This window comes from Bradyrhizobium sp. CB3481, assembly GCF_029714305.1.
Lineage (GTDB): Bacteria > Pseudomonadota > Alphaproteobacteria > Rhizobiales > Xanthobacteraceae > Bradyrhizobium.
This window is the reverse complement of record NZ_CP121647.1, coordinates 1,666,343-1,691,344: the sequence shown is the minus strand read 5'-3', so window position 1 is coordinate 1,691,344 and position 25,002 is coordinate 1,666,343. Positions and strand designations below refer to the sequence as shown.

Sequence of the window (25,002 nt, the reverse complement as noted above, 5' to 3'; positions counted from 1 at the left end):
TCCTATCTCCCGGTTCCCACCCCTCCCCGCCTCGACCCGGCCGAAGCGCCGCTTCGACGTGGGCAAATTCCGTTTCAGATTGCCATGCTCGCTTCACCACCCATCATATCCGTCTCGCATCTGTCAAAAACCTACGGCTCCGGTTTCAAGGCGCTGAAGGACGTCAATCTGGACATCAGGCGCGGCGAGATTTTTGCGCTGCTCGGGCCAAACGGCGCCGGCAAGACCACGCTGATCAGCATCATCTGCGGCATCGCCAATTTGAGCGAAGGCAGCGTCGCGGTGGGCGGGCATGACATCAACCGTGACTACCGCGCGGCGCGCTCGCTGATCGGCCTGGTGCCGCAGGAGCTGCACACCGACTCCTTTGAGACGGTATGGGCGACCGTCAGCTTCAGCCGCGGCTTGTTCGGCAAGCCGAAGAACCCGGCGCACATCGAGAAAGTGCTGAGGGACCTGTCGCTGTGGGACAAAAAGGATTCAAAGATCATCACGCTGTCCGGCGGCATGAAACGCCGCGTGATGATCGCAAAGGCGCTGTCGCACGAGCCGCAGATCCTGTTCCTGGACGAGCCGACCGCGGGCGTCGACGTCGAACTGCGCAAGGGCATGTGGGACGTGGTGCGCAAATTGCAGGCTTCCGGCGTCACCATCATCCTCACGACGCATTACATCCAGGAAGCCGAGGAAATGGCCGACCGCATCGGCGTCATCAACAAGGGCGAGATCATCCTGGTCGAGGACAAGGCGGGGCTGATGCAGAAGCTCGGCAAGAAACATTTGAAGCTCTACCTGCAGGGCAAGGTCGACGCGCTCCCCGCCTCGCTTGCCGCCTACAATCTCGAACTGTCGGATGACGGCCGCGCCGTGATCTATGATTACGACACTAAGGGCGAGCGTACCGGGATCACCAGTCTGCTCAGCGACCTCCGCAACGCCGGCATCCACATCTCGGACCTCGACACCAACCAGTCTTCGCTCGAGGATATCTTTGTCAGCCTGGTGAAAGCGCCATGAATTACCGTGCGATCCGCGCCATCTACCTGTTCGAAATGGCCCGCACCTGGCGCACGCTGCTGCAGAGCATCGTCTCGCCGGTGGTTTCGACCTCGCTCTATTTCGTCGTGTTCGGCGCCGCGATCGGCTCGCGCATCACCGAGGTCGAGGGCGTCAGCTACGGCACCTTTATCGTGCCGGGGCTCGTGATGCTGTCGGTGCTGACCCAGAGCATCGCCAACGCCTCGTTTGGCATCTATTTTCCGAAATTTGTCGGAACCATCTACGAAATATTGTCGGCGCCGGTTTCCTATGTCGAGATCGTGATCGGCTATGTCGGCGCCGCCGCGACCAAATCCATCATCCTCGGCGTGATCATCATGGCGACCGCAGCGCTGTTCGTGCCGCTGCATATCCAGCATCCGCTGTGGATGCTGACCTTCCTGGTGCTGACGGCGGTGACGTTCAGCCTGTTCGGCTTCATCATCGGCATCTGGGCCGACGGTTTCGAGAAGCTGCAGATGATCCCGATGCTGGTGGTGACGCCGCTGACCTTCCTCGGCGGCAGCTTCTACTCGGTGAACATGCTGCCCTCGGGCTGGCGCACCATCACACTGCTCAATCCGGTGGTCTACCTGATCTCGGGCTTCCGCTGGAGCTTTTATGAGATCTCCGACGTCAGCGTGGGCTTGAGCCTGGGCATGACGCTTGGCTTCCTCGCCATCTGCACGGTCTTGGTGTGGTGGATCTTCAGGACCGGGTATCGGCTGAAGAATTGATGCGGCACGTCATTCCGGGGCGCGCAGCGAACCCGGAATCTCGAGATTCCGGGTCTGGTCCTACGGACCATCCCGGAATGACGGACCTACAGTAACGCCCCAAAGCCCGCTCGCGAAAATGTCAGCACTTTGCCGCTGGTTGCGCCGTCCTCACGCCTTGTTTGCGCCGCGGGAGGCGTTAACGATTGCAGGTGCAGGCCACTGGAACCAGTGTCGGTTTCCGGGCATATTGGATGTCGGGGACGGAGAGCCGGCATTTTTTAGTACAGGGGCCCGGAGGCCAAAGGTAAAATGCGTTCCTTCCTCGTTGCCGTCACCGCCCTGACGCTGTTTGCCTCGGGCGTAGCTCAAGCCAAGGTCGCCATATCCGTCGATAAGGACAACCAGCTGATGACCGTCGCCGTCGACGGCGTCGAGCGTTACCGCTGGCCGGTGTCGTCGGGTATTCCCTCCTACGAGACGCCGAACGGCAGCTTCCGCACCTTCCGTATGGAAGAGGATCACTACTCCAAGGAATTCGACGAGGCGCCGATGCCGCATTCGATCTTCTTCACGAAGATCGGCCACGCCATTCATGGCACGGATTCCGTCAACCGCTTGGGCTCGCCGGCCTCGCATGGCTGCGTGCGGCTCTCGCGCGCCAACGCCGCGACGCTATATGCGCTGGTCAAGGAGCAAGGCGTGCTCAACACCACGGTGACCTTGACCGGCTCGTCGCAGGTGGCGCTGGCGCGCAACCCGCGGCAGCGCGGCAATACGGCCGTCGCCCGACGCGCGCCGCTGCCGCAATATGAACAGCAACAATCTGGACAGCAATACGACTCCGCGGCCGGCGATCCCGTCGTGATTACACCGCAGCAGCGGCTGGCGCCGCAGGCGCGCGCCGATGACGGCTACATCTATCCGGCCGATGGTTCTTCCACCGAGGCGCGCTATCCGGCGCCGCCGAGCCGCCGCGTCTACGACACCCAGGCCTACCAGCAGCAACAACCGCAATATTACGACAACCGCGGCTATGCGCCGGCGCCGCAGGGCTACTACTACCAGCCGCGCCAGCAATACTATCAGCAGCGCGGGCTGTATTAGCCCGCGACGTCAGCCGTCCGTCGCACTCGCCAGGCGGTCGCCCTGCGCGGTGAGCAGCGCCTGCTGCCAAATGTCGTGCGCGATCATTCCAGCGGCCATTGCGACCACGAAGACTATGGCTCCGGGCGAGAGCGTCGCCAGGCTCTCCAATGCCGGCCCCGGGCATAATCCAACGAGGCCCCAGCCTGCCCCGAACAGCGCCGCGCCGGCGACCAGCGGCAGGTCGATGCCCGATTTGCCAGGCAGGAAATATTGCCCGGCCAGCCACGGCCGCGAGTTACTACCCGCCAGCCTGAAGCCCGGCACCGACACCGCAAGCGCCCCCGCCATCACCACCGCAAGGCTCGGGTCCCACGCGCCGAAGATATCCAGAAAGCCTAAAACCTTTGTCGGCTGCACCATCCCTGAAATCAACAGGCCCGCGCCGAAGATCAGGCCGCACAGCAAGGGAGCGATGATCGCCATGGTCAGCCTCCCAGCACGTGATGCGTGATCGCGACGGTGATAACCGCCGTCACCATGAACACGATCGTGGCGGCAATGGAGCGCGGCGACAGCCGTGCGATGCCGCAGATGCCGTGACCGGAAGTGCAGCCGCCGCCGAGCCGTGTGCCGAAGCCGACCAGGAGGCCCGCCACGATGATGACTGCCCAGCTTGCCGGCAGCTTCGGCGGCGACATGCCGTAGCCAATGAGGCCGGCGATCACGGGTGCGAGAATGAGCCCGGCGATGAACGCGGTGCGCCAACCCTTGTCCTCGCCGCGCAGATTGAGCAGGCCGCTGAAGATGCCGCTGACGCCGGCGATCCGGCCGGTCGACAGCATCAGGAGAACGGCGGAAAGCCCGATCAGAACGCCGCCGATCGCGGCCGATACGGGGGTGAAATTGGCCATGAGATTTCCGTGGGTTCGATGGGCACGCGCCAATCATAGGCGCACCTTGCATGATGGCAACATCCGCAGAACCGCCTTGATCCATCGCAATGCGGGCCAGGCAAGCTGGTGGACATATCGTGCAAGGCAACCACAAGGCAAAATCGATGACCAATTGGCCGCAACAAACCACCGATTTAAGCGCTCTCCTGCGTAGTCTTCGCGGATCAGCTCCCGACGTCATGAAGGCGTTCGCGGGCATTGCAAAGGCGGCGACGGTTTCGAAGGCGCTGGATGCCAAGACCAAGGAACTAATCGCGCTCGGCATCGCGGTTGCGGTGCGATGCGACGATTGCGTCGCCTTTCACGTCAAGGCTTGCGTGGAACAGGGCGCCACAAAGGAAGAGGTCAGCGAAACGCTGGGAATGGCGATCTACATGGGCGCAGGCCCGTCGGTGATGTACGCGAGCCACGCGCTCGAAGCGTTCGCCCAATTCGAGGCCGCTACGACGAAACCGTTGGGCAAACTAAGTACCGTTCGCGAAGAGGAAGAGATCCGTCTCGAGTGACAAGGTCACGCCCGGAGGTCAGAACCCGGACCCGCAGCCCATCTATTCCTCGCCGCGCCTGAGCCGCCGCCATACCGCGCCGAGCACGTTGGAATAATCATCGGTCCAGACCCGCTGGTTGTCTTCGGCCTCGGTCAGCGCCCACTGGTCCGACGACGCCAGCTTGCCGACATCGGTCTCTTCCCGTGCTGAGACCACCACCGAGGTCGAGAAGATGTATTCGCTGTCGCGGTTGGAATCCTCGCTGTAGACCCAGCTTTTCATGTCGTTAGCGTCGGCGATGCCGACGACGACGCTCGATAATTCGAGATGCCGGTTTGAGACGTGCATCACGACAGCGCCCTGCGGCGCCAGCTTGGACTTGTAGATCTCCATCGCCTCTTCGGTCGCGAGATGAATCGGGATCGCGTCCGACGAGTAGGCGTCGACGATGATCAGATCGTAGACCCCGTCGGGCTCGCGCGCGAAGGTCAACCGCGCATCGCCGATGACGGGTTCAAGGTTCGGCTCGCAGACCTGGACATAGGTGAAGAATTTCGGATCGCGCGCGGTATCGACCATGGTCTGGTCGATCTCGAAGAACTTCCAGTCCTCGCCGGGCTCGGCAGCGCAGGTCAGCGTGCCGGCGCCGAGGCCGATCACGGCCACCCGTAAGGGCGCGCCCTTGCGCTCGCGAACGGCCGTGATCGCCTGACCGATGCCGCCGTCCTTGTGGTAGTACGTGATCGGCTCGGGCTGGCCCTTGACCGGCGTGCCGTCGTCGTTCTTGAATTTCTCGGCGCCGTGGATCGTGGTGCCATGCATCAGCACGTGATACTGACCGTTCGGCGTCACGACGATCTTGTGGACGCCGAAGAAGCTGCGCACCGTCTCGACCCGCCCTTCATCGGCAGGGTAAGCGCGCAGCAGCACCAGCGCGACGGCGACGGTCGCAAAGATCTTCCAGCGGCTGGCGTTGAGCGCCAGCGCCAGCAGCGCCGAGAGCACGCCGACCGCGCCGATCACCCAGACCCGGTTGGTATCGAGCCAGATGAACACTTTGCCGGTGGTATAGGTCGGCACGATCAACGCCACCGCCAGCGCGGCAAGGAACGGCCAGTACCATCGGCTCCAACGCGGCAGCCGCTCGTTGCCGGCGGGGCGGCAGAGTGCCGCGAGCGTCAGCAGGATCGGATATTCGGCGACCCAGGAGAAGGTGAACGGCGCAATCAGTCCGGCGAAGAGACCACCGACCATGCCGCCGAACGACAGCGCGACATAGAAGCCGGTAAGATATTTCGCCGCCGGACGGGTTCGCGCCAATTCGCCATGGCAGGCCATCGCGATGACGAAGAAACAGAGCTGATGGCCGCCGAGCGTCAGCAGCAAATTCTGCTCACCGCCGACCGCGAGCAGCACCACGACGCCGGCGATCGCCAGCGGCTGCGCCAGCAGCATCCATTTGTGCGGCAATAGCGGCCGCGACTGGAACACCAGCACCCAGGTCAACAGATACAGCGACAGCGGCAGCACCCACAGCAAGGGCGCGGCAGCGACGTCGGTCGAAATATGCGCGGTGACCGCGATCAACAGTCCCGACGGCACCGCGGCAAGGAAGATCCAGCGGGCGCGCAGAAGCCATGACGGCGCCGGCGCGCTGCTATCGTCGGCCGGCATGTTCAACTCCGCCGCCTTCGCCGGCGAGCGCAGCAGCAGCACGCCGCAGCAAGCGATCAGGACAATCAGCAGGCCATAGCCGCCGGTCCAGATCAGGTTCTGCGTGCGTAGCGTGAACATCGGTTCCAGCAGCACCGGATAGGACAACAGCGCCAGGAAACTGCCGATATTCGAGGAAGCATAAAGAAAGTACGGGTCGGGTCCATTGGGATGGCCGGTGCGGACGAACCAGGCCTGCAGCAGCGGATTGTTGGCGGCGAGCGCGAAGAACGGCAGCCCGATCGACACCGAAAACAGGCCAAGTAGCCAGAACGCATAGCCCGAAGTCGGCGGATCGCCCCACCCGCTCGAGATTGAGAGCGGCAACGTCAGCATCGCACAGACCAGCAGTATCAGATGGACCGCCACGGGAATTGTGCGGTTGCGCGCCTGCATCAGGAAATGCGCATAGGCATAGCCGCCGAGCAGCAGCGACTGGAAGAACACCATCGCCACCGACCACACCGCCGGCGAGCCGCCGAGCCGCGGCAGCACCATCTTGGTGAACAGAGGCTGCACCGAGAACAACAGCAGCGCGCTGACGAAAATCGCGGCGGTGTAAACGACCAGCACCAGCCGGTTTCGCGAGGCAGACGGCTCAGAAGTCATGAAAGCTCCGGCTTGGACCCGGCAGGGAGCCGGCAGGATTCCGGCAGATTTATGCCGGAGAGACGGATTGGAACATATGGCGACATGACGGGCAATGCGGGATAAGGAAGGCCGTTCCGGGACGACGCGAGGCGTCGAACCGGAACGACGGCCCCTCTAATCAAACCTTCTTGAAGCGGACATGAGCGAAACCGAAATCGTCATCATCGGTGCGGGGCATAACGGCCTCACCTGCGCGGCCTATCTCGCGATGGCCGGCCTGCGCGTGAAAGTTGTCGAGCGCCGCAAAGCGGTCGGCGGCGCCGCGGTGACGGAGGAATTCCATCCCGGTTTCCGCAATTCGGTGGCTGCCTATACGGTCAGCCTGCTCAACCCGCAGATCATTGCCGATCTCAAGCTCGCCGAGCACGGCCTGCGCATCGTCGAGCGCCGCGCGCAGAATTTTCTGCCGGCGCCCGACGGCAGTTATCTCCTCACCGGCGAGGGCCGCACCAGGGCATCCGTCGAGAAGCTTAGCCCGTGCGATGCCGTCACGATCGATGCGTTCTCGCGCGAACTGGAAGGCATTGCCGACGTGTTGCGGCAGTTCGTGCTGCGCGCACCGCCGAACATCGTCGAAGGGTTCGGGGTTGGCGCGATCCGCGAAGCCTTCAATGCGCTTGGCAGTGCAAGCATCCTGCGAAAACTTTCGCTGGAGCAGCAGCGCAGCCTGCTCGACCTGTTTACGCGTTCGGCCGGCGAGATGCTGGACGAGCGGTTCGAGAACGATTTGGTGAAGGCGCTGTTCGGCTTCGATGCCATCGTCGGCAATTACGCCAGCCCCTACGCCGCAGGCTCGGCTTACGTGATGCTGCACCATGCCTTCGGCGAGGTGAACGGCAAGAAAGGCGTTTGGGGCCACGCGATCGGCGGCATGGGCGCGATCACGCAGGCGATGGCGCGCGCGGCGCGAGGGGCTGGGGCCGAGATCGAAACCGAAGCCGGCGTGCGCGAGGTGATCGTCGAGGGCGGGCGCGCCGCAGGCGTCATCCTCGACAACGGCAGCTCCATTCGCGCGAAATATGTCGTCTCCGGCGTCAATCCGAAACTGCTCTATACACGGCTGGTACCCTCGGGCGCGCTGGCACCGGAGTTCCTTGAACGCATCACGCGATGGCGTAATGGCTCCGGCACTTTCCGGATGAATGTTGCGCTCGACGCCCTGCCCTCCTTCACCGCATTGCCTGGTGACGGCGACCATCTCACCGCCGGCGTCATTCTGGCGCCGAGCCTTACCTACATGGACCGCGCCTGGCAGGATGCGCGTCAGCACGGCTGGAGCCGCGAGCCCGTGGTGGAGGTGCTGATTCCCTCGACGCTGGACAATTCCCTTGCGCCGGAAGGCCGCCATGTCGCGAGCCTGTTCTGCCAGCATGTCGCGCCGGAATTGCCGGACGGAAAGTCATGGGACGATCACCGCGAGGAGGTCGCCGATCTCATGGTCGCGACCGTCGACAAATTCGCGCCGGGCTTTGCGGCCAGCGTGATCGGCCGCCAGGTGCTGTCGCCGCTCGACCTCGAACGGCAGTTCGGCCTGCTCGGTGGCGACATTTTTCACGGAGCGCTGACGCTCAACCAATTGTTCTCGGCGCGGCCGATGCTGGGCCACGCCGATTATCGCGGGCCGCTGAAGGGCCTCTACCATTGCGGCTCGGGCGCCCATCCCGGCGGCGGCGTCACCGGCGCCCCCGGTCACAACGCCGCGCGGACGATCCTCAGCGATCACCGCGCGCTGTTCAGATAAGACAGCGAAAACGGCCAAGGCGCGACGCCGGGTATCGGCGCCGCGCCTTGCGATCAAATTGTCAAATCAAACGGCGTCGTAGGCTTCGATCGCAAGCGAACGCGATTCCTGCATCGATATCGCCAGCGGCGACAGACCGGCGGACATGGATGTAGTGGCCGACGGATAGCTGGCGTACGCGCTGATCGCGCACATCATGGCAATGACTGCAGTAATTTTCTTCACGTGAATTCCCCCTGTGTTTTCGCTGCGGCTTTGCAGCGCGCGATTTCCATAGGCGCGACGGCCTAAAGGCCCGGTTCCTTCTGGCCGGCCGGACGGGAACCATTTGTGGGCGCGGTGAATCGCGGGTGTACAAGCGGGTGGCATAAACCGGACATTAATCACGTTACGCGGTCGTACCGGTTCATCCCTTGTGATGGGCCGCGAACAACGTGGGTAGAGCCGGTGGAGGGAGGCGGGATAACCCTGTGGATGAGCCGTCCAAAACTTGCCTGAGCGACTGTGGAAAACTTCGGTATGCCGCGGCGGATAGCTGGTTGACGATATGCTGACAGCCTGTGGAAGGCTGCCGATGGGGATGTTCGCGGTCAAAAACAATGAGGCCGGACGCCTTCGCGCCCGGCCCCAAAATGGCTCCAAAAGGGCAATTACTTCAGCGAGGTGCTGATGGTATCGAAGTTCGTGCTGAGCTTGCTGCCGAGGCCGTTCACGGCGGTGATGATCGCAATCGCGATGCCCGCTGCAATCAGGCCATACTCAATGGCCGTGGCTCCCGACTCGTCCTTGAAAAATGACTTAATGATCGACATGGCTGGTTCCGACCTAGGTTTGTGTTTTCGGAACCCAGGTTCCCCTGCAGTTCCTGTCCGGGAACCTACGGATATGAATCTAAGGTTGTGCTAACGGGCGGAACCCAACTTTTCCGGATATTGCGATGTGAAATTTGCTCAAAGTTGAACGAAGTGCCGCTGCCTGTCGTCGTCCCTGCCCCTTTTTTCTTCAGGTTCCTCAATGACTTTCACCGCCCCTACATACCGTGTCAGTTTTGCGATCGGTGACGAACAGACAGCCAAGGGCGTTGTCGATGCCCTGACCGAGATTTTTTTTGAAGGGCAGGCCGCGATTGCCGCGTTCGAACGGCCCGATGGCCGATGGGACGTGACGGTGCATTTCGCCGACCCACCCGATCAGCCGCTGGTTCGCGAAATCGTTGCCAATACCGCAGGCCAGGAAGCCGCTGAAGGCATCGTCTTCGACACCGTCGAGGCCAAGGATTGGGTCAAGGCCAGCCTCGAAGATCTCGTCCCCGTGCCGGCCGGCCGCTTCGTGGTTCACGGCCAGCACGACCGCCCGCGGATCCCGCCCAACAAGGTCGGTATCGAAATCGAGGCGGCGCTGGCGTTCGGAACCGGTCACCACGGCACCACCCGCGGCTGCCTGCTGCTGCTCGATCATGTCCTGAAGGCCTGGCGCCCGCGCCGCGTGCTCGATCTCGGCACCGGCACGGGCGTGCTGGCGATCGCCGCCGCCAAGGCGCTGCACGAGAAGGTGCTGGCGAGCGACATAGATCCGCCGTCGGTGCAAGTCGCCCGCGACAACGCCCGGCTGAACGTGGCGGGGCATCTGGTGCAGGCAATCCGCGCCACCGGCTTTGCCGCGCCGCAGTTCGCCGCTGCCGCGCCGTTCGATCTCGTGCTGGCGAATATTCTGGCCAATCCGCTGCGCCAGCTCGCGGCGCCGATGGCGCGGCATCTGGCGCCGTCGGCGATGGTCATCCTCTCGGGCCTGTTGACCCATCAGGCGCCCGCGGTGGTCGCCGCCTATCGCGCCCGCGGGCTGGTGCCGCTCCGCCACCTTCGTATCGAAGGCTGGAGCAGCCTTTTGCTGCGAAGGGTGAACTGAGCTAGTCGGAGGGTGAGTTGCGGGTTGACGGGCGCTGTTCTTCCTTCGACTTCTTGACGCGCGCCTCGGCGAACCGATCCAGCATCTGAATGATGACGCCGCGCTGCTTTTTGTTGGCGACCGGGGTGACCGGGGCGCGCTCGCCCGATGGGGAAATCTTCTCAAACGTGAAAGCAGGCATGGTGTATCCCCTCTTCGTTGAGTTGAACACTCCTCAGGCCTCCCGAATACTCTTGAGCCGAACGGCCCGCAGTTACGCAAAATCGTTCGTCCGACTGACGCGGACGGATATATTCAAGCACAGATTATGCCAAATTGTGGCGATCTCCGCCCGCGTTGCGGGGCGCCCCACCCGACTTTAGAGTGAACAGGCAATGTTCGAAGCCCACTTCCAAACATTCGAAGAACCCGAAGGCGGCGTGGCGCTCGCGGCGCGGCTGGCCGCCTTCCGCGAGGAGCTGGCACGGCGGAAGCTGACGGGATTTGTGATTCCCCGCGCCGATCAGCAGCAAAACGAGTATGTCGCGGCCTCCGAAGAGCGGCTGGCCTGGCTCACCGGCTTCACCGGCTCCGCTGGCCTGGCGATCGTGCTGACGCGCGAGGCCGCCGTTTTCGTCGATGGCCGCTATACGCTGCAGGCCGCCAAGCAGGTCGACCGCAAGGCCTGGCACATCGAGCCGCTGGCCGATCCGCCCCCGGAACACTGGCTTGCCAAGCACTTGGTCGCCGGCGACCGCCTCGGTTTCGACCCGTGGCTGCACACATCAGCGGCAGCCGAGCGGCTGGCCGCGGCTTGCACCAAAGCGGGGGCGGAGCTGATTGCTGTAGAAAGCAACCCGCTGGATTCGGTGTGGCACGAGCGCCCGGCCCCGCCGCTCGGCCCGGTCTCGCTTCATGGCGCGCAGTTTTCCGGCGAGCTCGAAGCCGAAAAACTCAAACGCATCCGGCTGGAGATTCACAAGCTCGGCGTCGACGCGCTGGTGCTCTCGGACAGCCACGCGGTGGCCTGGGCGTTCAACATCCGCGGCGCCGACGTCTCGCACACGCCGCTGCCTTTGTCCTATGCGCTGGTGCCGAAAGATGGCCGCCCGACCATCTTCATCGACCACCGCAAGCTATCGAACCTGACGCGCGACCATCTCGAACAGTCAGCCGATGTGTGCGATCCCGACGCGCTGGTACCCGATCTGACGGAGCTTTCGCGCAGCGGCGCCGCGATCGCGCTCGACAGCGCCACCGCCGCCGACGCGCTGAGCCGCCTGATCGCCGGCGCCGGCGGCAAGCCGGTGCGCGGCAACGATCCGGTGAGCCTGCTCAAGGCGGTGAAGAACATCACCGAGATCGAGGGCACGCGGACCGCGCATCAGCGCGACGCGGTGGCGCTGACGCGCTTTCTTGCCTGGATCGACCGCGAGGCGCCGTCCGGCGCGCTGACCGAGATCGACACCGTCGAGGCGCTCGAAACCTTCCGCCGCCAGACCTGCGCGCTGAAGGATGTTTCGTTTCCCACCATCGCCGGCACCGGCCCGAACGGCGCCATCGTGCATTACCGCGTCACCCGCAAGAGCAACCGGCGCATCGTACCCGGCGATCTCCTGCTGATCGATTCCGGCGCGCAGTACGAAGACGGCACCACCGACGTCACCCGCACGATCGCGATCGGCACCTCCACCGAGGAGATGCGCGACCGCTTCACCCGCGTGCTGCGCGGGCACATCGCAATTGCCCGCGCGGTGTTTCCCGACGGCACCACCGGCGCGCAGCTCGACTCCTTCGCCCGCCAGTTCCTGTGGCAGGCCGGCCTCGACTTCGAGCACGGCACCGGCCACGGCGTCGGCAGCTATCTCTCCGTGCATGAAGGCCCGGCGCGGATTTCCAAACTCGGCACCACGCCGCTGAAGCGCGGCATGATCCTCTCCAACGAGCCCGGCTACTACAAGACCGACGCCTATGGCATCCGGATCGAGAATCTCGAGCTCGTCATCGGCGCCGATGTGCCGGGGGCCGAGAAACCCGTGAATGCGTTCGAGACGCTGACGCTCGCGCCGATCGACCGCCGCCTGATCGACGTCAACATGCTGAGTGCCACCGAGCTGAAATGGCTCAACGACTACCACGAGCGCGTCAACCGCGCGGTGCGTCCGCACCTCAACGACAACGCCACCAGACTGTGGCTGGACGAAGCGACGGCAGCACTGCTGCCGCTTTAGTCACATTCGCGACTGTCGTCCCCCGCGCAGGCGGGGACCCAGTACGCCGCGGCCTAGCGGTTCAATCACTAACGCCTCTGGAATACTGGATCATCCGCCTTCGCGGATGATGACAGGAGGATTTGTTGCACGTGACGAAATTCGCCGGCCCGCCGGCTACGCGCGGTGCCGGACACAAAATCGCGAAAACAACCCCATGCACAGTAGAAGCCGGCGGCCCAGCCTCGCACCCGCCCACCCAAATCGGCATGGCCGCATGCCAAAACATCCCTGTTCGCGCTGAGCCATCTGGTTAAAAGTCCGGTCCAAGCAAACCAGGGTCGGAACTGAATGCACGGCGTCGTGGGCAAGCCGCCCGGCGCGACGAATAATCATGGCGTCGCGACATCGAAAATCATGCTGCTGATGCTGGTCGCGATGACCGGCGTCGCGCCGATCTCGTTGTACATGCTGGTGCCGGCGCTGCCCGTGCTGGCGACGACGTTCGGCGGCGACATCTCGGTCGCGCAGATGACGGTGTCGCTCTACATGGTCGGCATCGCCTGCTCGCAGCTCATCATGGGCCCGCTGTCGGACAAGTTCGGCCGGCGGCCGGTGCTGCTCGGAGGCCTTGCGCTGATGGTGGCGGCCAGCATCGGCTGCTCGCTGGCGCAGACGCTGCCGCAGCTGATCGCCGCCCGTTTCCTGCAGGCGCTGGGCGGCGCCACTGGCATGGTGGTAAGCCGCGCCATCATCCGCGACCTCTATCACCGCGACCGCATCAGCTCGATGATCAGCCTCGTCATCGCGGTCATGATGATCGCGCAGATGCTCAGCGCGCTGGTCGGCGGCCTCTTGGAGACCGCGTTCGGCTGGCGTGCGATCTTCTATTTCATCACGGCGGGTTCGCTCAGCGTCGCCGTGCTGATCGCGCTTGCGCTGCCAGAGACGCGCCGCGAACGCAGCCAGAGCAGCAGCTTCCGCGGCGACGTCGGCATCCTGATCCGCGACCGTGCCTTCATCGGCTATGTGCTGTGCCAAGTGCTGGCATCGCAGATCATTTTCATGTTCGCCGGCGGCGGCCCCTACATCGTGGTGACGCAGATGGGCCGGACCACGGCCGAATATGGCGCGTGGTTTGCGACCACCGGATTCGCCTATCTGATCGGCAATGTGTTCTGCGTCCGCTTCGCGCCGCGCCTGTCACTGGAGCGGCTGATCTGGTTCGGGCTGGCGCTGCAATTCGCCGGCGCCCTGCTCAACCTTGTCTTCAGCATCACCGGCACCAACCAGGCACCATCATGGCTGTTCGGTACCCAGATGATCGTGATGATCGCCAACGCCTTTGTCATGAACAACGCCGCCGCCGGCGCCATCAGCGCCCGCCCTGAGGCTGCTGGTACCGCCTCGGGCACGATGGGCTTTTTGCAGCAGGGCCTCGGCGCGCTGGTCTCGCAATTCGGCGCCTATCTCGGCGGCCACTCCACCACCACACTGCCGCTGACGGCGGCCATCTTCGCGCTGTCGATCGCCTGCATCTCGGTGATGTTCTTCATCGTGCCGCGGCGAACCGTCGTGGTCAGCGAGGAACTGGTGAAGAAGGCGGAGGAGGAAGAGTCGGGGATGTTGTGAGGGACCACGAAATTGCCGGCCCCGTCATTGCGAGCCAACGGGTCGCGCGAATGCGCGGCCGATGACAGGCTCCGCGAAGCAATCCACCTCGCCGCACAACGCAAATCAATCCACTTCTTTCTTACGCCGCAATGGATTGCTTCGCTGCGCTCGCAATGACGGCTGCAACGAAGGCGCGCATCATGCCTGATCTTCTCAAGATTGCCGCGCTCGGCATCCTGCTCGTGCTATCGGCCAAGCCGGTCTTGGCGAAAGATCAGAGCGCGCCAGCGCCAGTGATCTTCGATTGCTGGGAGCCCGAACGCACTTTCAAGCAATGCGCGGCAACCGGCCCCGACGGGCGTCCGCGCCTGAAGCGATCCTATTCGGCTCGGCTTCGATATGACCCTGATGGCCTGGCTTCCGTCATGTTGTTCAATGGGACCGATAAACGAAAATTCCAATGGTATTACGTTCGACGTGGCGTCGCCCCGGTGCCGGTTGAAACAATGGACAACGGCCCGGACTATTTTGAGGACGGTCTTGCGCGATCGCCGGTCAGCGGCAAGATTGGATATATCGACCGCAAGCTCAATCTCGTGATCCCGGCGATCTATGACGGAGCCTATCCATTCAAGGATGGCGTTGCCGTTGTCTGCACGGCTTGCAGCTATGTCTCTGACAGCACGGCGACTGAGGGCGAGCGTGGCTGGTACGAGGGCGGACAGTGGGGACGCATTGACCGCACAGGGCGCGTCGTCTCACCCTTCCGGCCGAGGAGAAAGGCAAACCGCTCGAATTCGACTGACGGCTGAGCGCTGGCGAATTGTAGGATGGGTAGAGCGCAGCGAAACCCATCGTCTTCATTGGACGGAATGCAATTGATGGGTTTCGCTGCGCTCTACCCATCCTACTCACTCTCCGCTGTCATCGCCCGCGCAGGCGGGCGATCCAGTACGCCGCGGCTTCTCGGTCTATCATTTCTGTCTCTGGAATACTGGGTCACCCGCTTTCGCGGGTGACGACAAGGGAGTGTGCAGGTGCGCATGTGAATCCAAGATATCGCTCCGCTCATCCGGGCTACGAAGGCTGCGAAGTACGGCTTCCCACTGAATCGTAGGAACGTTCGACCGGCAAGCTTGCCAGGGCCTGATCGAGTTCATTGCGCTTCACCAAATCGCAGATCGCGTGTGCTACGTCTGTAACGTCGGTGATCTTCCGTATCCACTGGTTTACATAGAGCGAGACCGCCTCGCCGCTTATGCCGATCTGGATGGCGCGATGGGCCAGCGGCTGAAGATGCAGGTCACGCTCCGGGTCCCACTGGATCCGCACCGGCGAGGCGGCCTTCAGTTTGTCCCACTCTTCCTTAGTCATCGACGGATCGGGGTGGCTGGGGCAGCTATGTGTAAGGGCCCATTGAAACCCTTCACAGCTGATGTCGATCGCAAGAATCCGGCGCTGGCCGGCATCCTTGTAGCCCCATCCGGCACGATACATCATCCAAAGGAACGATGGCTTTATCCAAGTCATCCGGTCCATCTTGAAGGGTGGCGAAGTGAATGTGCCGCGAGCGAGAGCTGCGTCCGCGATCTCGTCGCTGTAGGCTTGATACACTCGGATTGTGTGCTCGTTATAGACGGCGCGAATCTGTCGTCCGGGAATGTCGATCATTGGTCTGAGCACGATCTTTCAGCTTGTAGGATGGAGAGAGCACCATATTCCGCTGTCATCGCCCGCGCAGGCGGGCGATCCAGTACGCCGCAGCTTCTCGGTCTATCATTTCTGTCTCTGGAATACTGGGTCACCCGCCCCAGTGCGCAATTGCGCACAAGGCGGGTGACGACAAGGGAGTGCGTCTCACGACTCACTCCCCGATCAGCTTGAGCCACTCGTCCTCCGTCAGCACCGGCACGTTGTGCTTCTTGGCCTCGGCCAGCTTGGATCCCGCGCCCGGACCGGCGACGACATAGTCGGTCTTCTTCGAAACCGAGCCGGCGGCCTTGGCCCCGAGCCGTTCGGCGGTGGCCTTGGCTTCATCGCGCGTCATCTTCTCCAGCGATCCCGTGAACACTACGGTCTTGCCGGCGACGGCTGAATTGCTCTTGGGCTTTTCGGCATCGATGATCGTGACTTCCCCCGTTAGCCGCTCGACGATGCCGCGGTTGTGGCTTTCGCCGAAATAGGCAGCGACGCTCTTGATCACGGTGTCGCCGATCTGGTCGAGCGCATCCATCTCGGCAATCGCCTCCTCGTCACCCTTGGCGACCTTGAGGCAGGCATCGTGGAAGGCGTCCCAGGAGTGATAGCCGCGCGCCAGCGCCAGCGCGGTGGTCTCGCCGACATGGCGCATGCCGAGCGCATAGATGAAGCGCTCCAGCGCAATGTTGCGGCGGTTCTCGATCGAGGCGAAGAGATTGCGCACCGAAGTCTCACCGTAGCCTTCGATCTCTTCGAGCTTCAGTCTGGCGTTGCGCTTTTGCAGCGTAAAAATGTCGGCGGGCTCCTTCACCCAGCCTTCGTCGAAGAAATACTGCAGCTGCTTCTCGCCGAGACCGTCAATATCGAAGGCGCGGCGCGACACGAACAGTTTTAAGTGCTCGATCTTCTGGAACGGACAGGCGAACTCGCCGGTGCAGCGGGCGCGCGAGCCTTCCTCGCCGGTCGCCGTCTCCTCGCGCACCACGTCGCTATGCAGCGGGCACGGGCACTTCTTCGGGAAGTGAAACTCCTTGGCGCCCTTCGGCCGCTTGTCGGCCACGACATCGACGACCTGCGGGATCACGTCGCCGGCGCGCTGGATCACGACGGTATCGCCGATCCTGATATCGCGGCCCTCGCGCAGCACTTCGCCCTTGTTGCCGATGCCCTTGATATAGTCCTCATTGTGCAGAGTGACGTTCTGCACGATGACGCCGCCGACGCCGACCGGCTCCAGCTTGCCGACCGGCGTGAACGAGCCGGTGCGGCCGACCTGGATCTCGATGTCGCGCAGCACGGTCATGGCGCGCTCGGCCGGAAATTTGTGTGCGATCGCCCAGCGCGGCGTGCGCGAGACGAAGCCGAGCCGCTCCTGCCAGTCGATCCGGTCGATCTTGTAGACGACGCCGTCGATGTCGTAGTCGAGCTCGCCGCGCTGTTCCTCGATCTTGTGATGGAACGCGATCAAGTGCTCGACCGAGTGACAGAGTTTTGTCAGCGGATTGGTCTTGAAGCCGCAGCGCTCGAACCAGTGGATCATGCCGGTCTGCGTCGCTTCCGGCATCGCACTCATCTGCCCCCACGAATAAGCGAAGAAGCCGAGCGGGCGTGAGGCGGTGATGGTGGGGTCCTTCTGACGCAACGAACCTGCAGCCGAATTGCGCGGATTGGCAAAGATGGTATCGCCCGCCGCCTTCTGGCGTTCATTCAGCGCGAGGAATGCATGCTTGGTCATATAGACTTCGCCGCGCACCTCGCAGATATCAGGCACGTTACGGCCTTTCAGTTTCTGCGGCACGTCCTCCAGCGTGCGGATGTTGGCGGTGACGTCCTCGCCTTCCGCGCCATCGCCGCGGGTCGCGGCGGTAACGAGCTCGCCGCCCTCGTAGCGCAGCGACATCGAGAGCCCGTCGATCTTCGGCTCGGCGGAAAAATCGATCTTGTCGTCGCTGAGCTTGAGAAAGCGCTCGATGCGGCCGACGAAATCGAGCACGTCCTGTTCCGCGAACGCATTGTCGAGCGACAGCATCGGCAGCGCGTGGCGAACTTTCTTGAACCGCCCCGACGGCGCGGCGCCCACCTTCTGCGACGGCGAGTCCGACGTGACGAATTCGGGAAACCGCGCCTCGATCGCGTTGTAGCGCTGGCGCAGCGCGTCGTATTCGGCATCGCTGACGCTTGGCGCGTCTTCCTGGTAATAGCGCTTGTCGTGCGACTCCAACTCCAGCGCCAGCCGCTTATGCTCGACCTTGGCCTGCGCCTTGGTGAGTTTTGCGACGTCGGTGGGGGTTTTGGGTTTCGATTTTGCTATCATGCTAGAACTAATTCCGTCATTCCGGGGCGCGCGAAGCGCGATCCCGGAATCTCGAGATTCCGGGTTCGATGCTACGCATCGCCCCGGAATGACGCCGGTTGTAATGGTGAAGGGCGATAACCATGAGCTACTACGTCTACATACTGGCTAGCAGGAGAGATGGAGCGATCTATCTGGGCGTGACCAATAACATTGTGCGCCGGGTTTACGAGCATCGAACCAAAGCAGTGCCCGGCTTCACCTCCAAGTACAATATTACACAGCTTGTTTGGTTCGAAGTCTACGACGATCCGATTTCTGCAATTACCCGTGAGAAAGAGCTGAAGAAGTGGAAGCGGAGTTGGAAGGTTCAGTTGATCGAGAAGGACAATCCGAAATGGGAAGACCTGTACGATTCGATCTGTAACTGACTCCGTCATTCCGGGGCGGTCCGTAGGACCGAACCCGGAATCTCGAGATTCCGGGTTCGCGCTGCGCGCGCCCCGGAATGACGGAAACCTCTAAGCCGTCGCCGCCTTCAATAATCGCTCCGCCGCCGCCCTCGCCTCGGCCGTAATCTCGGCGCCCGCCAGCATCCTCGCGATTTCCTCGCGGCGGTGGTCGGCGGCGAGCGCGTTGACGCGGGTGGCGACGCGCTTGCCCTTGTCGAGCGCGTCCTTGGAAATCAAAAGATGCTGGTCGGCGCGCGCGGCGACCTGCGGCGCGTGCGTCACCGCCATCACCTGGACCTGGCCGGCGAGCCGCGAAAGCCGCGAGCCGATTGCGTCGGCCACCGCGCCGCCGACGCCGGTATCGATTTCGTCGAACACCAGTGTAGGCGCCGAGCCGCGGTCGGCCAGCACTACCTTCAGTGCCAGCAGGAAGCGCGACAGCTCGCCGCCGGAGGCCACCTTCATCAAGGGGCCGGGCTTGGTGCCCGGGTTGGTCTGCACCCAGAACTCGATGCGGTCGATGCCCTGTGGGCCCGGCGCAGCAGCGTCGCTCTCGATCTGCGTCATGAACTTGGCGCGCTCGAGTTTGAGCGGCGCGAGCTCAGCATTGACGGCCTTGTTGAGTTTTTCGGCGGATTTGCCGCGGGCCGCAGAGAGCTTCGCCGCGGCCGCGCCGTAGCGCTGATCGGCCTCGGCCGCCGCGGCTTCCAGCTTCTTGAGCTGGTCGGCGCCGGCATCGATCAGCGCGACGTCGGAAACGAATTTGGCGGCAAGCGCCGCGAGACCGTCGACCGGCGTCGAATATTTGCGTGAGGCGGCGCGCAGCGCGAACAGCCGCTCCTCGATCCGCTCCAGCTCGGCCGGATCGAAATCGGCTGCCACCAGTGCGGCGCTGAGATGCTGGTCGGCTTCTTCTAGCGCGTTGATCGCGATATCGATCGCCTTGACCGCGGGCTCGACGAGCGCCGGCGAATTGGCCGCGCGGCGCTCCAGGCGGCGCACGGCCGCGGCCAGCGCCGGCACCGGCGAATGGGGGCCGCCGACCGCCTCCTGCGCCTCGCGCAGGTCGCTGGCGATTTTCTCGCCCTGCATCATGGTGGTGCGGCGCTCGGCCAGCGCCGTCTCCTCGCCGTCCTTCGGCTTCAGCGTCTTCAGCTCATCGGCGGCATGGCGCAAATAATCCGCCTCGCGCGCGGCACGCTCCATGCTGGCGCGATGCGCCTCGAGCGCGGTGTTGGCGGTGCGCCGCGCGTCCCACAGCGTCTCCAGCGCGGCTACCTCCTTCTCCAGCCCGGCGAAGGCGTCGAGCAGTTGCCGGTGCGTCGAGGCATCGACCAGCGCACGCTCGTCATGCTGGCCGTGAATCTCGACCAGGACAGCACCGACGGCCTTCAAGGTCTGCACGCTGACCGACTGGTCGTTGATGAAGGCACGGGTGCGGCCGTCGGCAAGCTGCACGCGGCGGAGAATCATCTCGCCGCTATCGTCGAGCCCGTTCTCGGAAAGGATTTTGGTCGCTGGGTGGCCCTTGGGGACGTCGAAGGTGGCCGTCACCTGGCCCTGCTCGGCGCCATGGCGAACCAGGCCGGCGTCGCCGCGGCCGCCAAGCGCCAGCGCGAAGGCATCCAGCAGGATGGATTTGCCCGCGCCGGTTTCGCCGGTCAGCACCGCGAGGCCGCGGGAAAATTCGATATCGAGCCGCTCGATCAGGACGATGTCGCGGATCGACAGACGCGCCAGCATGCGACGTAAATTCCTAGTGGTCCGGTTCTAACAGCGCTCCCCACCCGGGAGCCACGTTCGCAAACGTTAGAATCGGAGGATCACTAGCAAATATCAAGCTGTTCGTGGAGCTTTCGGATGTGACATTCGCTTGACGGGCACCGCGGCAACACTTGGGCGAATGCAGAGATTCGCCGCCCCGGATTATGTCATGAGACCCTCATGGTAAGGAGCGCCAACGGGTCGCGCGAATGCGCGCCCGATGACAGGCTCCGCGCGTCTCGAACCATGAGGCCCAGTCTGTGGCCTGCATCCTTCGAGACGCCCGCTCCGCGGGCTCCTCAGGATGAGGGGGTGACGGCAATGACGCCGCAGGACTTATCCGAGACCCAGCTTCTTGAAGGCGCGGGAAATGTAGGACCCCTTGTTCTCGGCAGGCTCAAGGCCGCCCGACTTCACGAGGTTATAGGCGTCCTTGTACCAACGGCTGTCAGGAAAGTTGTGGCCGAGAACGGCGGCCGCCGTCTGCGCCTCGCCGACGATTCCGATCGACATGTAGGCCTCGGTGAGCCGCGCCAGCGCTTCCTCGACATGCCGCGTGGTCTGGTAGCGCGTCACCACGGTCTTGAAGCGGTTGATGGCGGCGGTGTAGTCGCGCTTTTCCATGTAGTAGCGGCCGACATCCATTTCCTTGCCGGCGAGCTGGTCGCGCGCGCCCTCGAGCTTGGCCTTGGCGGAGTTGGCGTATTCCGAGGTCGGGTATTTGCGAATCACCTCTTCCAGCGCCGCGATCGCCTTTTCGGTGCGGCCCTGATCTCGGGAGACGTCCGGGATCTGGTCGTAGTGCGAGGCGGCGATCAGGTACTGCGCGTAGGCGGCGTCCGGGCTGCCGGGATGCAGCGTGACGTAACGCGTCGCCGCGCCGATGCAGCTGTCATAGTCGCCCTGGTTGTAGAAGGAATAGGCCGACATCAGGAGCGATTTGCGCGCCCAGTCCGAATAAGGATGCTGGCGGTCGACCTCCTCGAACTTCTTCGAGGCCGCCTTGTTATCCTTGCGCTGGTTCATCAGGTACAAGCCCTCATTGTAGAGCTTGTCCGCGGGTTCCTCGACGAAGGTGTCGTCCTTTTGTGTGAACTTGTCCCAGAGCGCGCCGGTGCCGCAGCCGCTCAAGGGAAGCGCGAGCACGATCAGGCCCGCAGCCAGCCGCAGCGACCGGGCGGCGCGGACGAAGCTGGACGCCCGAAATGAATTGCGTGGTTCAAGCGTCATACGCTGTGCCGACATGGAATCTGTGACCTGACGCCCCGTGATGCGACTGATGATTGAGCCCGCCCGTCCGTGAACCGTCGTCATGGACGTCATATTCCCCGTGCCCAATGCGTTGGTGCCCACTTCTTCAAGGCCCGTGGTGCCGAGTGGCGCAACCGCAGGCTTCTCTAGCCGAAAAATGGTCCTCAACCAACCGAATACGCAGCCAATTCGCCCGGATTAAGGCGGCGGAACGGCGGCGTTAGCGATTGTGGTTATTACGGAAAATGCGTTCAAGCGGCCGAAAACGGCTCAAAATTCATTTGTTTTGCAAAAGAAGGAGGTCAGGAGACGTCCGGGCCAAAAGCCGGGGCGATCAGGCTGCCCACCATGCCAACACCAGCTTCGACATAGCCGCGCGGGCGGCGTGCCGGTTCGGCCTCGACCACGCGCCAGGCGCTGCGATCAGCCAGCAGTGCCGTCAGCACGGCGTGGTTCAGCTTGTGGCCGGGGCGGACCGAGCGGTAGGCGCCAAGCAGCGGCAGGCCGGCCAGTGTGAGGTCGCCGATGGCGTCGAGTACCTTGTGGCGGACGCATTCGTCGCTGTAGCGCAGGCCTTCCGGGTTCAGCAGGCGGTCATCGTCGAAGACCACCGAATTCTCGAACGAGGCGCCGAGCGCGAAGCCCGCGCTCCAGAGACGCGCGGTATCGCTCATGAAGCCGAAGGTGCGGGCGCGCGAAACTTCACGGCGGAAGCTTTCGGGGTTGAGATCGAGCGAATAATTCTGGCGGCCAATCGCTGGCGTGGTGAAGTCGATTTCGACCTCGACGCGGAACCCGCCCGCATGCGGGCGCAGCTCGCCGAAGCTGTCGCCCATCGCGACCTGCACCGGCTTGAGGATCTGAATGAAGCGGCGGGAAGCCGACTGGGTGACGATGCCGGCCTGATCGATGGCGGCGACGAAGGCTGCCGCGCTGCCGTCCATGATCGGAACTTCGGGACCATCGACTTCGATGATGGCGTTATCAACACCCATGCCGCGCAGCGCGGCCAGGATGTGCTCGGAAGTGGAAACCAGCGGGCCTTCGCGGTCGCCGAGAACGGTTTGGAAATCGGTGGCGGTGACGGAGGCTACAACGGCCGGAACCTCGCGGTCGGCCTCATCGAGCCCTGTGCGGACAAAAATAAGACCTGCGTTCACAGGTGCAGGTCCGATGGTCAGGCTGACGGGTAAACCGGAATGAACGCCGACGCCTGTTACGGTGGCGTGCGACCGAAGCGTGGTTTGCCGGCTGAATTTCATTGATAACTGCCCACTACCCGACTTCACCTAGAGGCCGGAACCGCGCGGAAGCGGCGATTCGTGTTCTAGGCATCCCCAAGTCACGGCAGACCATAGTCACAGCCCCAAAGCGCGCCAACTCACGCTTGTTTACGGATTGTTACCCGATCTCTGCCGCAATGATGACAGACGTTAACCAAATTCGGCCGCGGCCGGGCGCCTTCTCCGCTCCGCCACCCAATCACGCAATGAATAATTAATCATTTAAAATCAGTTGGTTGACCACTGATCCGAAGCCGACCAAGACGCCAAAGAGAAGGGCCCCTGCGGATCCCGCCGAGGCCCCTTGGCTCGCCTTGATTGTTACAAAACCTCAGTTGGCCTGGCGCCGGAGGAAGGCCGGGATATCAAGATGGTCGTCGCCCTGTGGCGTTGGGGCAACAGGTGCCGGGCGCCCATGGACGTCCAGACCCTGCGGCGCCGGACGTTTTGCGTATTCCGATACCGGCTCATGATTCGCCATCTGCTGCGCGACGGTCCGCTGCGGCTTGCGCTCAGGTAGCGGCGGCAGCGGGGCCATCGCCGGACCGGAGGCACGGGCCGCGATCGGCGGCTCGTGCTCTTCGTCGCGGCGGCCGAGGCCGACGTTGGCCAGCCGCTGCAACAGCGACAGCTTGGACTTTTGCGGGTGCTCTTCTTCCGCCTCGCCGCGGGCCTGCCGGATCTCGGCCTGGGCCGGCATCGGGAGTTCCTCGAACTTCGGCATCCGCGGTGCGCGGAGGGGACGTTCGGCCGCCTGCGGGATGAAGTTTTCCGGGGTCGGTGGCGCCTCGGGCTCGACGCGGGCCGTGTCCTTGTCCGGGAACAGGGTCGGCTTCTGCGCGATCGGGCGCACCGTGACGTCGCCGTAGGACGCCGGCTGGATCGGCGCCGGCGCGGGTGGCTCGACGGCCGCGGCGATCGCGGCCAGCGCCGCACGCTCGACATTGTGGGACGAACGCTGCGCCGGAGCGGCGGCAGCGGCGGGCGCGGGAGCCTGAGCGATGGCCTGCGGTGCCGGATCGAGCTTCTGGACGCGTTCGGCCAGCCGCGCATTGTCGGCGCGCAGGCGGGCGGTCAGCTCGGCCAGGCGCGAATCCGGCGCTGCGGCGGGCGCAGCAGTGGTGGCGGTCGGGGTCGCAACCGACGGCGCAGCCTGGTTGCGCGCGATCTGCGACTGGTCGATGCCGGTGGCGACGACGGAGACGCGGATGATGCCGTCGAGCGATTCGTCGAAGGTGGCGCCGACGATGATGTTGGCGTCCTGGTCGACTTCCTCGCGAATCCGCGTGGCGGCTTCGTCGACCTCGAACAGCGTCAGGTCCTTGCCGCCGGTAATCGAGATCAGGAGGCCGCGCGCACCCTTCATCGACGAATCGTCGATCAGCGGATTGGCGATGGCGGCTTCGGCCGCGGTCAGCGCGCGCTTCTCGCCGGTCGCCTCGCCGGTGCCCATCATCGCCTTGCCCATCTCGCGCATCACGGCGCGGACGTCGGCGAAGTCGAGGTTGATCAGGCCTTCCTTCACCATCAGGTCGGTGATGCAGGCGACGCCGGAATAGAGCACCTGGTCGGCCATCGCGAAGGCGTCGGCGAAGGTGGTCTTTTCGTTGGCGACCCGGAACAGGTTCTGGTTCGGGATGATCAAGAGCGTGTCGACCACCTTGTGCAGCTCGGCGATGCCGGCCTCGGCGGTGCGCATGCGGCGCGCGCCTTCGAAGTGGAACGGCTTGGTGACGACGCCGACGGTGAGGATGCCCATGTCGCGCGCGGTCTTGGCGATCACTGGCGCGGCGCCGGTGCCGGTGCCGCCGCCCATGCCGGCGGTGACGAACACCATGTTGGCGCCGGTGAGATGATCGCGAAGCTCGTCGAGGACTTCCTGCGCCGCCGCCGCGCCGACATCAGGCTGGGACCCCGCGCCGAGGCCCTGCGTCACCTGGGTGCCCATCTGCACGATGCGCTGCGCTTTCGACATCGTCAGCGCCTGCGCGTCGGTATTGGCGACGACGAAGTCCACGCCCTGCAACCCGGCAGTGATCATGTTGTTGACGGCGTTGCCGCCTGCGCCACCGACGCCGAAGACGGTAATCCGCGGTTTCAGCTCGCTGATGTCGGGGGGTGTCAGATTGAGTGCCATGGTTGCCTCTCGATTACGACGCGCGCG

At 63.7% G+C, this 25,002-nt stretch carries 22 protein-coding genes; 10 read left to right on the top strand and 12 right to left on the bottom strand.

The genetic code is table 11. The features are described from left to right. The first annotated feature begins 84 nt into the window (after positions 1 to 84). From QA643_RS08150 to QA643_RS08140, 3 genes are all read left to right on the top strand, one after another. On the top strand, positions 85 to 1,017 hold the full coding sequence (locus QA643_RS08150) for an ABC transporter ATP-binding protein (protein ID WP_283032678.1): 933 nt from the start codon (positions 85 to 87) through the stop codon (positions 1,015 to 1,017). After that, entirely contained in the window at positions 1,014 to 1,775 is a 762-nt protein-coding gene (locus QA643_RS08145; RefSeq protein WP_283032677.1) for an ABC transporter permease, read from the top strand. The genes QA643_RS08150 and QA643_RS08145 overlap by 4 nt, the downstream gene beginning before the upstream one ends. Before the next feature lie 291 nt (positions 1,776 to 2,066). Further along, positions 2,067 to 2,861 carry a L,D-transpeptidase gene (locus QA643_RS08140; protein WP_283032676.1) on the top strand — a complete coding sequence of 265 codons (795 nt, stop codon included), beginning with the start codon at positions 2,067 to 2,069 and terminating at the stop codon, positions 2,859 to 2,861. A 9-nt stretch (positions 2,862 to 2,870) separates the two neighbouring features. On the opposite strand, the gene QA643_RS08135 is transcribed toward QA643_RS08140, so the two are convergent. Then, positions 2,871 to 3,326 (bottom strand): DUF6691 family protein, encoded by a 456-nt coding sequence (locus tag QA643_RS08135; RefSeq protein WP_283032675.1) that lies wholly within the window; start codon positions 3,324 to 3,326, stop codon positions 2,871 to 2,873. Positions 3,327 to 3,328: 2 nt separating this feature from the next. Further along, complete coding sequence (locus QA643_RS08130) at positions 3,329 to 3,754, bottom strand: YeeE/YedE family protein (RefSeq protein ID WP_283032674.1); 426 nt, start codon at positions 3,752 to 3,754, stop codon at positions 3,329 to 3,331. A 146-nt stretch (positions 3,755 to 3,900) separates the two neighbouring features. On the opposite strand from QA643_RS08130, the gene QA643_RS08125 reads away from it, so the two are divergent. Next, complete coding sequence (locus tag QA643_RS08125) at positions 3,901 to 4,302, top strand: carboxymuconolactone decarboxylase family protein (protein WP_283032673.1); 402 nt, start codon at positions 3,901 to 3,903, stop codon at positions 4,300 to 4,302. 42 nt (positions 4,303 to 4,344) lie between these two features. On the opposite strand, the gene QA643_RS08120 is transcribed toward QA643_RS08125, so the two are convergent. Then, positions 4,345 to 6,606, bottom strand: a complete 2,262-nt coding sequence (locus QA643_RS08120) for a fused MFS/spermidine synthase (protein WP_283032672.1) — start codon at positions 6,604 to 6,606, stop codon at positions 4,345 to 4,347. A gap of 181 nt (positions 6,607 to 6,787) precedes the next feature. On the opposite strand from QA643_RS08120, the gene QA643_RS08115 reads away from it, so the two are divergent. Further along, complete coding sequence (locus tag QA643_RS08115; RefSeq protein ID WP_283032671.1) at positions 6,788 to 8,389, top strand: NAD(P)/FAD-dependent oxidoreductase; 1,602 nt, start codon at positions 6,788 to 6,790, stop codon at positions 8,387 to 8,389. Between the two features lie 66 nt (positions 8,390 to 8,455). Here QA643_RS08115 and QA643_RS08110 read toward each other — a convergent pair whose 3' ends face one another. Further along, positions 8,456 to 8,614 (bottom strand): hypothetical protein, encoded by a 159-nt coding sequence (locus QA643_RS08110; RefSeq protein ID WP_283032670.1) that lies wholly within the window; start codon positions 8,612 to 8,614, stop codon positions 8,456 to 8,458. Positions 8,615 to 9,039: 425 nt separating this feature from the next. Continuing rightward, the gene (locus QA643_RS08105) at positions 9,040 to 9,201 is read right to left on the bottom strand and encodes a Flp family type IVb pilin (protein ID WP_283032669.1); all 162 of its coding nucleotides are present in this window, start codon (positions 9,199 to 9,201) and stop codon (positions 9,040 to 9,042) included. A gap of 202 nt (positions 9,202 to 9,403) precedes the next feature. Here QA643_RS08105 and QA643_RS08100 point away from each other — a divergent pair, with 202 nt between their 5' ends. Then, positions 9,404 to 10,294 carry a 50S ribosomal protein L11 methyltransferase gene (locus QA643_RS08100; protein ID WP_283032668.1) on the top strand — a complete coding sequence of 297 codons (891 nt, stop codon included), beginning with the start codon at positions 9,404 to 9,406 and terminating at the stop codon, positions 10,292 to 10,294. 1 nt (position 10,295) lies between these two features. Here the strand turns inward: QA643_RS08100 and QA643_RS08095 are convergent, their stop codons facing one another. Beyond that, on the bottom strand, positions 10,296 to 10,475 hold the full coding sequence (locus QA643_RS08095) for a hypothetical protein (RefSeq protein ID WP_283032667.1): 180 nt from the start codon (positions 10,473 to 10,475) through the stop codon (positions 10,296 to 10,298). 193 nt (positions 10,476 to 10,668) lie between these two features. Here QA643_RS08095 and QA643_RS08090 point away from each other — a divergent pair, with 193 nt between their 5' ends. The 3 genes from QA643_RS08090 (at position 10,669) to QA643_RS08080 (ending at position 14,909) form a co-directional block, all read left to right on the top strand. Then, positions 10,669 to 12,504 carry an aminopeptidase P family protein gene (locus QA643_RS08090; protein WP_283032666.1) on the top strand — a complete coding sequence of 612 codons (1,836 nt, stop codon included), beginning with the start codon at positions 10,669 to 10,671 and terminating at the stop codon, positions 12,502 to 12,504. A 330-nt stretch (positions 12,505 to 12,834) separates the two neighbouring features. After that, positions 12,835 to 14,115 carry a multidrug effflux MFS transporter gene (locus QA643_RS08085; RefSeq protein ID WP_283032665.1) on the top strand — a complete coding sequence of 427 codons (1,281 nt, stop codon included), beginning with the start codon at positions 12,835 to 12,837 and terminating at the stop codon, positions 14,113 to 14,115. Positions 14,116 to 14,297: 182 nt separating this feature from the next. Beyond that, on the top strand, positions 14,298 to 14,909 hold the full coding sequence (locus QA643_RS08080; RefSeq protein WP_283032664.1) for a WG repeat-containing protein: 612 nt from the start codon (positions 14,298 to 14,300) through the stop codon (positions 14,907 to 14,909). A 265-nt stretch (positions 14,910 to 15,174) separates the two neighbouring features. On the opposite strand, the gene QA643_RS08075 is transcribed toward QA643_RS08080, so the two are convergent. Both QA643_RS08075 and ligA read right to left on the bottom strand, forming a co-directional pair. Continuing rightward, the gene (locus tag QA643_RS08075) at positions 15,175 to 15,768 is read right to left on the bottom strand and encodes a DUF4291 domain-containing protein (RefSeq protein ID WP_283032663.1); all 594 of its coding nucleotides are present in this window, start codon (positions 15,766 to 15,768) and stop codon (positions 15,175 to 15,177) included. Positions 15,769 to 15,961: 193 nt separating this feature from the next. Beyond that, entirely contained in the window at positions 15,962 to 18,109 is a 2,148-nt protein-coding gene (ligA, locus tag QA643_RS08070) for an NAD-dependent DNA ligase LigA (protein WP_283032662.1), read from the bottom strand. A gap of 122 nt (positions 18,110 to 18,231) precedes the next feature. Between ligA and QA643_RS08065 the strand changes: the two genes are divergently transcribed. Then, positions 18,232 to 18,519 (top strand): GIY-YIG nuclease family protein, encoded by a 288-nt coding sequence (locus QA643_RS08065; protein WP_283032661.1) that lies wholly within the window; start codon positions 18,232 to 18,234, stop codon positions 18,517 to 18,519. 90 nt (positions 18,520 to 18,609) lie between these two features. Here QA643_RS08065 and recN read toward each other — a convergent pair whose 3' ends face one another. The 4 genes from recN to ftsZ form a co-directional block, all read right to left on the bottom strand. Next, entirely contained in the window at positions 18,610 to 20,283 is a 1,674-nt protein-coding gene (recN, locus tag QA643_RS08060; protein WP_283032660.1) for a DNA repair protein RecN, read from the bottom strand. A 357-nt stretch (positions 20,284 to 20,640) separates the two neighbouring features. Continuing rightward, positions 20,641 to 21,549, bottom strand: a complete 909-nt coding sequence (locus tag QA643_RS08055) for an outer membrane protein assembly factor BamD (protein ID WP_283032659.1) — start codon at positions 21,547 to 21,549, stop codon at positions 20,641 to 20,643. Positions 21,550 to 21,857: 308 nt separating this feature from the next. Continuing rightward, positions 21,858 to 22,817: a UDP-3-O-acyl-N-acetylglucosamine deacetylase gene (gene lpxC, locus QA643_RS08050; protein ID WP_283032658.1), complete on the bottom strand. Its 960-nt coding sequence runs from the start codon at positions 22,815 to 22,817 to the stop codon at positions 21,858 to 21,860. Between the two features lie 352 nt (positions 22,818 to 23,169). Then, a complete protein-coding gene (gene ftsZ, locus QA643_RS08045; protein ID WP_283032657.1) occupies positions 23,170 to 24,975 on the bottom strand; it encodes a cell division protein FtsZ in 1,806 nt (601 codons plus the stop codon). Positions 24,976 to 25,002: the final 27 nt, after the last annotated feature.

What these genes read in the sequence shown, in the direction of transcription:
- QA643_RS08055 (WP_283032659.1), bottom strand. Translation starts at nt 21,549, where the DNA reads ATGTCGGCACAGCGTATGACGCTTGAACCACGCAATTCATTTCGGGCG.
- QA643_RS08115 (WP_283032671.1), top strand. Translation starts at nt 6,788, where the DNA reads ATGAGCGAAACCGAAATCGTCATCATCGGTGCGGGGCATAACGGCCTC.
- QA643_RS08145 (WP_283032677.1), top strand. Translation starts at nt 1,014, where the DNA reads ATGAATTACCGTGCGATCCGCGCCATCTACCTGTTCGAAATGGCCCGC.
- recN (WP_283032660.1), bottom strand. Translation starts at nt 20,283, where the DNA reads ATGCTGGCGCGTCTGTCGATCCGCGACATCGTCCTGATCGAGCGGCTC.
- QA643_RS08100 (WP_283032668.1), top strand. Translation starts at nt 9,404, where the DNA reads ATGACTTTCACCGCCCCTACATACCGTGTCAGTTTTGCGATCGGTGAC.
- QA643_RS08120 (WP_283032672.1), bottom strand. Translation starts at nt 6,606, where the DNA reads ATGACTTCTGAGCCGTCTGCCTCGCGAAACCGGCTGGTGCTGGTCGTT.
- QA643_RS08080 (WP_283032664.1), top strand. Translation starts at nt 14,298, where the DNA reads ATGCCTGATCTTCTCAAGATTGCCGCGCTCGGCATCCTGCTCGTGCTA.
- ligA (WP_283032662.1), bottom strand. Translation starts at nt 18,109, where the DNA reads ATGATAGCAAAATCGAAACCCAAAACCCCCACCGACGTCGCAAAACTC.
- QA643_RS08090 (WP_283032666.1), top strand. Translation starts at nt 10,669, where the DNA reads ATGTTCGAAGCCCACTTCCAAACATTCGAAGAACCCGAAGGCGGCGTG.
- QA643_RS08065 (WP_283032661.1), top strand. Translation starts at nt 18,232, where the DNA reads ATGAGCTACTACGTCTACATACTGGCTAGCAGGAGAGATGGAGCGATC.
- QA643_RS08135 (WP_283032675.1), bottom strand. Translation starts at nt 3,326, where the DNA reads ATGGCGATCATCGCTCCCTTGCTGTGCGGCCTGATCTTCGGCGCGGGC.
- QA643_RS08095 (WP_283032667.1), bottom strand. Translation starts at nt 10,475, where the DNA reads ATGCCTGCTTTCACGTTTGAGAAGATTTCCCCATCGGGCGAGCGCGCC.
- lpxC (WP_283032658.1), bottom strand. Translation starts at nt 22,817, where the DNA reads ATGAAATTCAGCCGGCAAACCACGCTTCGGTCGCACGCCACCGTAACA.
- ftsZ (WP_283032657.1), bottom strand. Translation starts at nt 24,975, where the DNA reads ATGGCACTCAATCTGACACCCCCCGACATCAGCGAGCTGAAACCGCGG.
- QA643_RS08140 (WP_283032676.1), top strand. Translation starts at nt 2,067, where the DNA reads ATGCGTTCCTTCCTCGTTGCCGTCACCGCCCTGACGCTGTTTGCCTCG.
- QA643_RS08125 (WP_283032673.1), top strand. Translation starts at nt 3,901, where the DNA reads ATGACCAATTGGCCGCAACAAACCACCGATTTAAGCGCTCTCCTGCGT.
- QA643_RS08075 (WP_283032663.1), bottom strand. Translation starts at nt 15,768, where the DNA reads ATGATCGACATTCCCGGACGACAGATTCGCGCCGTCTATAACGAGCAC.
- QA643_RS08085 (WP_283032665.1), top strand. Translation starts at nt 12,835, where the DNA reads ATGCACGGCGTCGTGGGCAAGCCGCCCGGCGCGACGAATAATCATGGC.
- QA643_RS08130 (WP_283032674.1), bottom strand. Translation starts at nt 3,754, where the DNA reads ATGGCCAATTTCACCCCCGTATCGGCCGCGATCGGCGGCGTTCTGATC.
- QA643_RS08105 (WP_283032669.1), bottom strand. Translation starts at nt 9,201, where the DNA reads ATGTCGATCATTAAGTCATTTTTCAAGGACGAGTCGGGAGCCACGGCC.
- QA643_RS08150 (WP_283032678.1), top strand. Translation starts at nt 85, where the DNA reads ATGCTCGCTTCACCACCCATCATATCCGTCTCGCATCTGTCAAAAACC.